This window comes from Burkholderia sp. Se-20378 (assembly GCF_017104665.1).
Taxonomy (GTDB): domain Bacteria; phylum Pseudomonadota; class Gammaproteobacteria; order Burkholderiales; family Burkholderiaceae; genus Burkholderia; species Burkholderia lata.
In genome coordinates this window covers 1-9,570 of record NZ_JAAGPG010000330.1, presented here as the reverse complement: position 1 = coordinate 9,570, position 9,570 = coordinate 1, and the positions used below count along the sequence as shown (strand labels likewise).

Annotated in this window: 13 protein-coding genes; 4 read left to right on the top strand and 9 right to left on the bottom strand. The window is 68.8% G+C overall.

Going from position 1 to position 9,570, the window contains the following annotated elements; translation table 11 throughout:
* From mdcE to madL, 6 genes are all read right to left on the bottom strand, one after another.
* Nucleotides 1-657, bottom strand: a 657-nt coding sequence (mdcE, locus tag G3N93_RS26930; protein WP_206134330.1) for a biotin-independent malonate decarboxylase subunit gamma, incomplete at its 3' end; no start/stop codon positions are given.
* Entirely contained in the window at nt 644-1,648 is a 1,005-nt protein-coding gene (locus G3N93_RS26925) for a biotin-independent malonate decarboxylase subunit beta (RefSeq protein WP_241026718.1), read from the bottom strand. The genes G3N93_RS26925 and mdcE, both read right to left, overlap by 14 nt.
* A complete protein-coding gene (gene mdcC, locus G3N93_RS26920; RefSeq protein WP_175044879.1) occupies nt 1,645-1,962 on the bottom strand; it encodes a malonate decarboxylase acyl carrier protein in 318 nt (105 codons plus the stop codon). Before mdcC ends, G3N93_RS26925 begins: the two co-directional genes overlap by 4 nt.
* A gap of 10 nt (nt 1,963-1,972) precedes the next feature.
* Nucleotides 1,973-3,619: a malonate decarboxylase subunit alpha gene (gene mdcA, locus G3N93_RS26915; protein WP_174947720.1), complete on the bottom strand. Its 1,647-nt coding sequence runs from the start codon at nt 3,617-3,619 to the stop codon at nt 1,973-1,975.
* Nucleotides 3,620-3,753: 134 nt separating this feature from the next.
* A complete protein-coding gene (gene madM / locus G3N93_RS26910) occupies nt 3,754-4,521 on the bottom strand; it encodes a malonate transporter subunit MadM (protein ID WP_206134329.1) in 768 nt (255 codons plus the stop codon).
* An 11-nt stretch (nt 4,522-4,532) separates the two neighbouring features.
* Entirely contained in the window at nt 4,533-4,928 is a 396-nt protein-coding gene (gene madL, locus G3N93_RS26905) for a malonate transporter subunit MadL (protein ID WP_011351576.1), read from the bottom strand.
* Between the two features lie 328 nt (nt 4,929-5,256).
* Here madL and G3N93_RS26900 point away from each other — a divergent pair, with 328 nt between their 5' ends.
* Nucleotides 5,257-6,105, top strand: a complete 849-nt coding sequence (locus G3N93_RS26900) for a LysR substrate-binding domain-containing protein (protein WP_174934883.1) — start codon at nt 5,257-5,259, stop codon at nt 6,103-6,105.
* Between the two features lie 179 nt (nt 6,106-6,284).
* A complete protein-coding gene (locus G3N93_RS26895; RefSeq protein WP_174934885.1) occupies nt 6,285-6,566 on the top strand; it encodes a DUF4148 domain-containing protein in 282 nt (93 codons plus the stop codon).
* A 34-nt stretch (nt 6,567-6,600) separates the two neighbouring features.
* Here G3N93_RS26895 and G3N93_RS26890 read toward each other — a convergent pair whose 3' ends face one another.
* Nucleotides 6,601-7,518 (bottom strand): 3-hydroxyacyl-CoA dehydrogenase NAD-binding domain-containing protein, encoded by a 918-nt coding sequence (locus G3N93_RS26890; protein WP_206134328.1) that lies wholly within the window; start codon nt 7,516-7,518, stop codon nt 6,601-6,603.
* A gap of 247 nt (nt 7,519-7,765) precedes the next feature.
* Between G3N93_RS26890 and G3N93_RS26885 the strand changes: the two genes are divergently transcribed.
* Nucleotides 7,766-8,206, top strand: coding sequence for an Hsp20/alpha crystallin family protein (locus G3N93_RS26885; RefSeq protein ID WP_174947718.1), 441 nt, complete (start codon nt 7,766-7,768; stop codon nt 8,204-8,206).
* 16 nt (nt 8,207-8,222) lie between these two features.
* Complete coding sequence (locus G3N93_RS26880) at nt 8,223-8,633, top strand: Hsp20/alpha crystallin family protein (protein WP_174947716.1); 411 nt, start codon at nt 8,223-8,225, stop codon at nt 8,631-8,633.
* A 93-nt stretch (nt 8,634-8,726) separates the two neighbouring features.
* Here G3N93_RS26880 and G3N93_RS26875 read toward each other — a convergent pair whose 3' ends face one another.
* A complete protein-coding gene (locus G3N93_RS26875) occupies nt 8,727-9,065 on the bottom strand; it encodes a zf-TFIIB domain-containing protein (protein WP_206134327.1) in 339 nt (112 codons plus the stop codon).
* Between the two features lie 90 nt (nt 9,066-9,155).
* A partial coding sequence (locus G3N93_RS26870; RefSeq protein WP_374196517.1) for a TerC family protein occupies nt 9,156-9,570 on the bottom strand: 415 nt, incomplete at its 5' end.

Below are 9,570 nucleotides of genomic sequence, written 5' to 3'. Positions count from 1 at the left end.
AACCGGCCGGCCGCGTGACGCCCGCCGGTCGACGCGATCGGCGGGCTTGCCGAGCCATTCGCCAACCTGCGCGTCGAGCGCGCGGGCCGGATCGAGCACGGCGTCGACGGCGCCCATCTGCACGAGATTGTCGAGCCCCGGCGCGAACACCGGCGTCGAGCGCGACATCTCCTTCAGCACGTCGATCGGCAGCTTGGTCACGCGCGACATCGACGGCAGGTCCATCACCTCCGGCTCGGCGCCCGGCACCGCGAGCAGCGTGCGGGTCGCGAGCGCGGTCGCGATGAACGCGCCCGCGGCCGTGTGGCCGTACAGCACGCCGATCGTCCGATGCCCGGCGAGATCCGCGTGCATCAGGCACTTCGCGAGATGCGACAGCCCTTCGTTCAGGCCGAGCAGTTCGTCGCGCTTGCTCATCCGCTGGCTGTCGCTGTCGACCAGCACGAGGATCGGCGTATCGCCGCCGCGCGCGATCGTGTCGAGCACGCGCGCCGCGAGCGTCAGCGCCTGGTCGATGCCGAACGGCAAACGGTCGGCGACGCCGATCACGTCGACGCGCGTGCCGGCCAGTTCCGCGTGGCCGGTCAGCAGGCCGCCGTTACGGGCGATCGAATGGCCTTGCGGGAACAGCGAATTCAGTACTTCATCGAGCGTCATGCGGGCTCTCCTGCAATTGGTCGGCGAGCGTGGCGAACGCATCGTCGGGCATCCCCGGGATCGCTTCCGGTGCGCTCGCTCCGAGCGTGCGCCACACGTCGAGCGCGTCCGTGCATGCGCCGAACCGTTCGACGCGCGCTTCGAGGCGCGCCTGTTCCGCGCGCAGCATCGCCGCGTCGAACTTCGGCGCGCGGCCGATCAGCTCGAGCGCCGCCGCACGGAACGCATAGGGCGTGTCGGCCACGTAGCGATCCGCGCCGCCGATCAGCCGACGGTGCTTGCCGCCCATCGTGCGCCAGATCAGCGCGCGGTCCTTCGCATCGAATTCCTCGACGCCGCGATTGGTCTCGATCACTTCGGGGCCCGACACGCTGATGCGGCCCTGCTCCGATACCGCGAGCGCCGAGCAGCACGCGGCGAGCAACCCGCCGCCGCCATAGCAGCCCGCGCGCCCGCCGATCAGCCCGATCACCGGCACGCCGGCCGAGCGCGCTTCGACGAGCGCACGCATGATCTCGGCAATCGCGAGTTCGCCCGCGTTCGCTTCCTGCAACCGCACGCCACCCGTATCGAACAGGATCAGCACCGGCTTGCCGGTTTCGCGTGCGGCTCGCAACAGCCCGGTGAGCTTTGCGCCGTGCACTTCGCCGAACGCGCCGCCCATGAAGCGGCCTTCCTGCGCGGCGACGAACACCGGCTGGCCGTCGAGCCGGCCGTGGCCGACCACCATCCCGTCGTCGAACTGCTGCGGCAGGTCGAACAGCGGCAGGTGCGGGCTCGTCACGCGCTCGGCCGGGCCGAGGAATTCGCTGAAACTGCCGGCGTCGAGCAGCCCGTCGACGCGCTGCCGCGCCGATGCTTCGTACCAGCTCGCGGCGTTCGCGACGAACGTCGGTGCGTCGTGGATCGCGTCGTTCGGCGCCCCCGCCCCTAGGGAGGCACCGGCCCCGTCGGGAGGCAGCGAATGGATGTGAGCGTGGGGGGTGTTCATGACGCATCTCCCTCGATCGCGCGCACGGCCTGCGCGAGCCGCAGCGACACCATGTCGGGCCGCGCGCCGCCGTCGTTGATCGACAGCTTCAGGCCGCCCGGCGTGCGCCGCTCGACGAAATCCGTGACGACGGCCTGCCACACCGCGCCGAATCCGACCGCCGCCGTGCGGATGTCGATCTCGCATTCGTTGCCCGGCAGCACGCGCTCGACGAGCACTTCGAGATTGCCGGATGCCACCACGCCGACGAGCGCCGCAGCCTGCTCGCCCTTCGCGCGCTCGCGCGCGGTGAAGCGATAGTTCAACTGTTCCATGCCCTTGTCCTTACCAGTTGCGGAACCGGGCCGGCGGCGCATAGAGCCCGCCCGACCAGTGCACGAGATCCTTGATCGATCGCGCGGCGAGCCAGCGGCGATCGGCGTCGAGCGGATCGATGCCGAGATCCTCCGGGCGGCGGATCACGCCGCGCTCGCGCAGCCGCTCGACCATCTTCCGGTCGCGGCCGCGGCCGATCTCCGTATAGCCGGCGACGCCGCGGATCGCGTGCTCGCGCTCGTCCTTGTCGCGGCACATCAGCAGGTTCGCGATCCCTTCCTCGGTGACGATGTGCGTGACGTCGTCGCCGTAGACCATGATCGGCGCGAGATCGAGCTGCAGCTTGTCGGCGAGCTTCAGCGCGTCGAGCTTCTCGACGAACATCGGTACGTTCTTGTCACCGAACGTCTCGCCGATCTGCACGACGAGCTTGCGGCCGCGCCTGAGCGCCGCCGGCGTGTCGGGGTCGGCTTCCGCGCCGGCCTTCAGCCACGGCTCGCTCGGATGGCGCCGGCCGCGCGCGTCGCTGCCCATGTTCGGCGCGCCGCCGAAACCGGCAATGCGCTCGGCCGTGACCGTCGACGAATGGCCGGACAGGTCGATCTGCAGCGTCGAGCCGATGAACATGTCGCACGCATAGAGGCCGGCCGTCTGGCAGAACGCGCGGTTCGAGCGCAGCGACCCGTCGGAGCCCGTGAACCATATGTCGGAACGCGCACGGATGTAGTCGTCCATCCCGACTTCCGAGCCGAAGCAGTGGATCTGCTCGACCCAGCCCGATTCGATCGCGGGAATCAGCGTCGGGTGCGGATTGAGCGCCCAGTGCGAGCAGACCTTGCCCTTCAGCCCGAGCTTCTCGCCGTAGGTCGGCAACAGCAGCTCGATCGCGGCCGTGTTGAAGCCGATCCCGTGGTTCAGGCGCTTGATGCCGTACGGCTCGTAGATGCCCTTGATCGCGAGCATCGCGGTGAGGATCTGCGTTTCGGTGATCGCGGCCGGATCGCGCGTGAACAGCGGCTCGACGTAGAACGGCCGGCCGGCCTCGACGACGAAATGCACGCGGTCGCCCGGGATGTCGACGCGCGGCACCTTGTCGACGATGCGGTCGACCTGCGCGATCACGACGCCGTCCTTGAACGCGGTGGCCTCGACGACGGTGGGCGTATCTTCGGTGTTCGGGCCGGTGTACAGGTTGCCGTCGCGATCGGCGCTGACCGCGGCGATCAGCGCGACCTGCGGCGTGAGGTCGATGAAGTAGCGAGCGAACAGCTCGAGATAGGTGTGCACCGCGCCGAGCGCGATCTTGCCGCCGAACAGCAGCTTCGCGATCCGCTGCGACTGCGGGCCCGAATACGCGAAGTCGAGGCGCTTCGCGATGCCGCGCTCGAACACGTCGAGATGCTCGGGCAGCACGACACCCGACTGCACCATGTGCAGGTCGTGGATCTTCGCGCTGTCGACGTCGGCGAGCGCCGTCGCGAGCAGGTCGGCCTGCTTCTGGTTGTCGCCTTCGAGACAGACGCGGTCACCGGGCCGCAGCACCGCTTCGAGCAACGCCACGGTGTCGCGCGCATCGACCCGCTTGCCCTGCGCGTAAGCCGCGCCGGCCGCGAGCCGTGCATCGCGCGCCTGCCGCGCGTGATTCCATCCCGTCATGAACAGTTCTCCCGCTTCGATGGTTCAGCGGCATTCTAAGCCTGGCGCCGCCGCCGATTGATGATGTTGACGAATGCGACTCAGAGGACGCGGCGATGGATGCGACCCGCGCACGGGCCGCCCATCGTCCGGGCCTATGCGCCGACCAGCGCGCGCGTCGTGAAGAACAGCACCGACGGGCCGAGCAGGCAGCCGACGCCCGTATGGAACGTCGCGACGAGCGCGCCGTACGGGACGAGCCGGCGATCGGTCGCGGCAAGCCCCGCGCTCACGCCGCTGACGGTGCCGGCCAGGCCGCCGAAGATCATCGCGGAACGCGGCGTCGTCAGGCCCATGAAGTTGGCCGCGACCGGCGTGCCGACCATCACGATGATCGCCTTGACGAGCCCCGTCGCGATGCTGAGCGCGATCACGTCGGAGCTTGCGCCGATCGCCGCGCCCGTGACCGGGCCGACGATGTAGGTGACGGCGCCCGCGCCGATGGTCGTCATGCTGACCGCGTCGGTGTAGCCGAATGCACGCGCGATGCACGCACCGACGATGAACGGCAGCACGGTGCCGAGCAGCAGCGACACGACGCCGACGAGCCCGGCCTTGCGCGCCTCGGTCGGCTGCACTTCGAACGCGGTCGCGACGATCGCGAAATCGCGCAGCATCGCGCCGCCCATCAGGCCGACGCCCGCGAACAGCGGCACGTCGGCGATCCCCTTCTCGCCGCCGGTGAATGCGCCGCCGACGTAGGCCAGCGCGAGGCCGATCACGATCGCGATCGCGGAGCCGTGCACGCGGCCGAACGTGAGCTTGCGCGACGCGATCGACGACAGCCACATGATCAGGCCGACCAGCGCGAACGACGCGACGAGCCCGTTGTGGGCGACGGTTTTTTCGAGCATCTGCAGCATGGCGGCCTCCGTCACTGTTCTTCGAATTGCGGCACGCCCGCGAAGGCCGTGTCGTCGCGCCCGGTGCGCACGAGTACCGCGATGCAGCATGCGCAGATTGCGACCGCGCCGACGGCGGCCAGCAGCGCGACCGGCCCGCCCTTCAGCGCGGCGACGACGTTCTGGTTCGCGGCCATTGCAACCACGACGGGGATGTACATCGCGCCCCAGAAACCGACGCCGGCCTCGGTCTCCTTCGGCAGCCAGCCGCGGCGGTGCAGCCACAGGCGCAGGCAGATCAGCAGCAGCATCGCGATGCCGACGCCGCCGACGTTGGTCTTCACGCCGATCGCCCCGCCGAGCAGGTCGCCGAGGAACAATCCGGCCAGGTGGCAGAACGCCAGCAGCGCGGTTCCGTAGATGATCATGAGTCGTCTCCAGTCTCTTCGTGACGGGCGCATTGCCGCCAGCAGGAGCCGAACCTTGCCCGCCGATCCCGTGCCGGGCGTGTCTCCTGCGGCGGTGCGCCGCGGCCCGGCGGCCCGTCATGCGGGCACGTTCTCGGGCGGTCGATGGGATGATGCGGTTTCGGGCCGGACGCCGGATGCCTTAGACTGAACGAAGCAGCCGCCGGCCCGACGCGGGCTGCGCGTCCGGTGCGCCTGGTTGCGGGCCGCACCGGGGCGTGATCCGATACTAGCGCCGCAATATCCGGCCATTTATGAAGTTGTCGAAACCGATTCAGTGGATTTAGCAATGCGTCCGTTACCGCCCGAGCTGCTGCGCAGCTTCGTCGCCGTCGCCCAGTCCGGCAGCTTCACCGCCGCGTCCGAGCGCGTGAGCCTGTCGCAGTCGACCGTCAGCCAGCATATCCGCCGCCTCGAGGAACTGCTCGACCGGCCGCTGTTCGAGCGCGACACGCGCAACGTGCACCTGTCGCAGCACGGCGACGCGCTGTTCCGCTACGCGGTGCGCATCCTCGAACTGATGGACGAGGCCGTCACGTCGGTGTGCGGGCCGCCGCTGTCGGGCAAGGTGCGGCTCGCGATGTCGGAGGATTTCGCGTCGGCGCACCTGACCGCCGCGCTCGCGAGCTTCGTGCAGCGCAATCCGGAAGTCGAGCTCGCGATCTCGACCGGGCTGTCGGGCGACCTGTTCGACGCGCTCGACGAAGGGCGGCACGATCTCGTGTTTGCGAAGCGCATCGCCGGCAGCCGGCGCGGCCGCGTGATCCGCAGCGAGCCGCTGTACTGGTGCACGGGCCCCGATTCGCGGATCACAGGCCACGAGGCCGTGCTGCCGCTCGCGATGCATCCGGAGCCGAGCGTGTCGCGCCGCCGCGTGCTCGAATCGCTCGAAGCCGTCGGGCGGCCGTACCGGATCGCGGTCGTGAGCAGCAGCGTCGCGGTGTTGCGCGCCGCGGCGAGCGCGGGGCTCGGCGTCAGCGCGTTCGCCGGCTACGTGATTCCGGCCGGGCTCGCACGGCTCGAGGCCGGGCTGCCCGAACTCGGCGAACTCGAATATGTGATCGACCGGCCGGCGGCCGCGTCGCGTTCGACGCTCGCACTCGAAGCCACGCTGATTGCGGCAGCGTCAGAGTTGTAACCGCACCGGCGCGGCACCCGCAGAGGGGACCGCGCCCGGTGCCCGCGCCCGCAACTGACAGCTTTGCCCGGAACGCGTCATCGTCCACGCAGCACCCGCTCGCGACAATGGGACCCATCGGAACGCACGGCCAGCCGCCGCGCGCATCCGGTGTCCCGTCCCCTTGATCGGAGCACGCCATGAATGTCATGCGATTCGCCGTCGCGACCGCCGCCGCCGCCCTGCTGTCCCCCGCCTTTGCCCAGACGTCCGATACCTCAGCGCCCGCGCAGGGGCTGACCCGCGCGGAAGTCATTGCGCAACTCAAGCAGGCCTATCTCGACGGCCAACTGCCGACGAACGACGGCAACTATCCGCCGAACGCCGCGACCCGCGCGCGCAACCGCGAACTCGTGCAGGCCGCGAGCCCGGCATGGCTCGCGCAGACGCCGCAGGCAGCACAAACCGCCGCACAGCAATAGCCGGCCGCGGCCCGGACGCGACGCCGCGACGCGGTCACGGCAGGAAGCTGCGGCGCCGCGCGTCGATCAGCTCGACGAGCAAGCGGTCGCGTTCGGCTGCCAGTTCCTGCATCGAGCGCTCGCCCTGGATCGCGCGCAATTCGTCGTTCAGCTTGCGATCGACGTCCGGATCGAACGAAGGCGTGCCGAGGTCGTCCCACCAGCTCGTGATCGGCCCCGACAGGTGTTCGAGAAAGTGCTCGATCCCGCCCGCGCCGCCGCCGAGGTGATAGGTCAGGCACTGCCCCATCAGCCCCCAGCGCAGGCCGGGGCCCCACGCGACGGCCTTGTCCGCATCGGCGACGCTCACGACGCCTTCACCGACGAGGTGATACACCTCGCGGAACAGCGCGGCCGCGAGCCGGTTCGCGACGTGGCCGGTCATCTCCTTGTTGAGGACGATCGTCTGCTTGCCGAGCGCATCGTAGAAATCCTTCACGCGCGCGATCACGTCCGGGCTGGTGGTATCGCTGCCGACCAGCTCGACGAGCGGAATCAGGTGCGGCGGATTGAACGGATGCGCGATCAGGCAGCGTTCCGGATGCTTGTCGCACGCGGTCTGGATGTCCGACATTTTCAGGCCCGACGAACTCGACGCGATCGGCACGTGCGCGGGCAGCACGTCGTCCATCTGTCGATACAGCGCACGCTTCAGGTCGAGCCGCTCCGGGCCGTTTTCCTGCACGAAGTCGACACCATCCAGTGCGCGCACGAGATCGGCGTCGAACGACAGCCGCGCGGAAAGTTCGGCGGCCCGGTCGCCGAGAAACGCGGCGAGAGATTCGCGCAGCCGCGTGTCGGCGTGCGGCGCCGGATCGGTCGCGACGACGTCGAAACCCTGCGTCAGATAAAAGGCGGCCCAGCTTGCGCCGATCACGCCGGCGCCGACGATCGCGATGCGTCGAATGTCCATGATTGTCCCGTGTCGTTGGTCTGCAAATAGATCGCGGCGATTGTCGCATCGAACCGCACGGGCATGCATTGACGCAGATTGCAGATTCCCTCTTGAAATGCGCTTCGGCTGCCACTAATTACACGTCGTCGGGCAGTGCACCATCCAGCGCACTGCCCCCGTTTCGACCCAGTGGAGCTCCCACGTCGCGCTCGCCGCAGGCGTCGCGCCGTCACGTCTCCCGTGTTCCCTGTTCAGGAGGACCAACATGAGCGGTATCCATTTCGGCAGCGACCTGTTCGACGAATTCGCCCGCGTGCAGCGGCAAGTGGCCAACCTGCTGGGCGAACGTCCGTCCGGCATTCGCGCGGTGCGGCCCGGCGCCTTCCCCGCACTCAACGTCGGCGCGACCGACGGCGCCATCGAGATCGTCGCGTTCGCGCCCGGCATGGCCGCGGCCGACTTCGACGTTTCGATCGACAAGGACCTGCTGACGATCAGCGGCGAGCGCAAGGCTGCGCCACGCGCCGAAGGCGACGATTTGCGCACCTATGCACAGGAACGCTTTCACGGTGCATTCCGTCGCGTCGTCGAGCTGCCGCGGGATGCAGACCCCGACCAGGTCAGCGCCCGCTACGAAAACGGCTGCCTGCTGATTCGCGTCGGCCGGCGTGAGGCATCGAAGCCGCGTGCAATCACCGTTCAATAATATTCAGGATACCGACATGAATGCGAACCCGACCCTGGCCGAGCGTCAGACGAACACCGTTCACCCTGCTGCCGCCGAAGCCGCCCGCCGGCCCGCGATCACGCCGGCCGTGGACATCGTCGAGAATCATCTCGGCGTCACGCTGCGCGCCGACCTGCCCGGCGTGCCGCGCGAAAACCTCGACGTGAAGGTGCACGACAACACGCTGACGATCGAAGCCGACACGCAGATCGACACGCCTGACGAACTCCGCGTGCGGCACGCCGAAATCCGCGCGACGCGCTATGCACGCAGCTTCGTGCTGAGTCCCGATCTCGACACGTCGAGGATCGACGCGAACCTGCGCGACGGCGTGCTGACGCTGACGATTCCGCGCCGCGAGGAAACGCGTCCGCGCCGCATCGACGTGACGGCCGGCAACGCGTAAGCACCCACGCGGGCGATCATCCCGCACGCATGAAAAAGCCCCGCCGGGTACGCGCCCGGCGGGGCTTTTTTACGACGTGCGGTGCAATTGCGATCAGTCGAAGTCGAACAGGTCGAACACCGACTTCCGGCGACGCTGCTGGCCGTCGTGTTTGTAGCGATCGTCGTGCGAGCGGCCATCGCGTCCGTCACGGCTGTCATGCGCGCGACCGTCGCGCCCCCACCCGCCGTCATGGCCGCGCGGGGCTTGCGCATCGTGCCGCACGGGCGTCTCGTCGCGGCGCGCTGGCGCGTCGCCGGTCTCGCGTGCGATCAGCTTGTCGAGCTCGCCGCGATCGAGCCACACGCCGCGGCAGGTCGGACAGTAGTCGATCTCGATCGACTGGCGCTCGGCCATCAGCAGGTCGGGCGTCTTGCAGACTGGGCATTTCATCGCGTCTCTCCTTTCCGTGCGAATTTCGTCTGGATTCCGTATGAGGCGCGTGACGCCGGCCACCGCGGTAGCCGTGTCACGCGCGGGGGCTCAGTGGCCGTCCGTCGATGCCGGGCGCTTCGCCTTCGCGCGCCGCGCCAGCATGTTCATGCCTTCGACGAAAGCCGAGAACGCCATTGCCGCGTAGATGTAACCCTTCGGCACGTGCGAACCGAAACCTTCGGCGATCAGCGTCATGCCGATCACGACCAGGAACGACAGCGCGAGCATCACGATGGTCGGGTTGCGGTCGATGAAGCGTGCGAGCGGCTGTGCAGCGAACAGCATCACGGCGACGGCGACGATCACCGCGACGAACATGATCGGCACGTGTTCGGTCATGCCGATCGCGGTCACGATGCTGTCGATCGAGAACACGATGTCGAGCATCACGATCTGGCCGATCGCGGCCCACACCGTCAGGCCGACCGCGCCACCGGCACCACCCGCGCCTTCACCGTCGCGA

Bases quoted from the DNA above. Each gene is read 5' to 3' on its own strand.
- G3N93_RS26925 (WP_241026718.1), bottom strand. From the start codon at position 1,648: ATGAACACCCCCCACGCTCACATCCATTCGCTGCCTCCCGACGGGGCC.
- mdcC (WP_175044879.1), bottom strand. From the start codon at position 1,962: ATGGAACAGTTGAACTATCGCTTCACCGCGCGCGAGCGCGCGAAGGGC.
- mdcA (WP_174947720.1), bottom strand. From the start codon at position 3,619: ATGACGGGATGGAATCACGCGCGGCAGGCGCGCGATGCACGGCTCGCG.
- madM (WP_206134329.1), bottom strand. From the start codon at position 4,521: ATGCTGCAGATGCTCGAAAAAACCGTCGCCCACAACGGGCTCGTCGCG.
- madL (WP_011351576.1), bottom strand. From the start codon at position 4,928: ATGATCATCTACGGAACCGCGCTGCTGGCGTTCTGCCACCTGGCCGGA.
- G3N93_RS26900 (WP_174934883.1), top strand. From the start codon at position 5,257: ATGCGTCCGTTACCGCCCGAGCTGCTGCGCAGCTTCGTCGCCGTCGCC.
- G3N93_RS26895 (WP_174934885.1), top strand. From the start codon at position 6,285: ATGAATGTCATGCGATTCGCCGTCGCGACCGCCGCCGCCGCCCTGCTG.
- G3N93_RS26890 (WP_206134328.1), bottom strand. From the start codon at position 7,518: ATGGACATTCGACGCATCGCGATCGTCGGCGCCGGCGTGATCGGCGCA.
- G3N93_RS26885 (WP_174947718.1), top strand. From the start codon at position 7,766: ATGAGCGGTATCCATTTCGGCAGCGACCTGTTCGACGAATTCGCCCGC.
- G3N93_RS26880 (WP_174947716.1), top strand. From the start codon at position 8,223: ATGAATGCGAACCCGACCCTGGCCGAGCGTCAGACGAACACCGTTCAC.
- G3N93_RS26875 (WP_206134327.1), bottom strand. From the start codon at position 9,065: ATGAAATGCCCAGTCTGCAAGACGCCCGACCTGCTGATGGCCGAGCGC.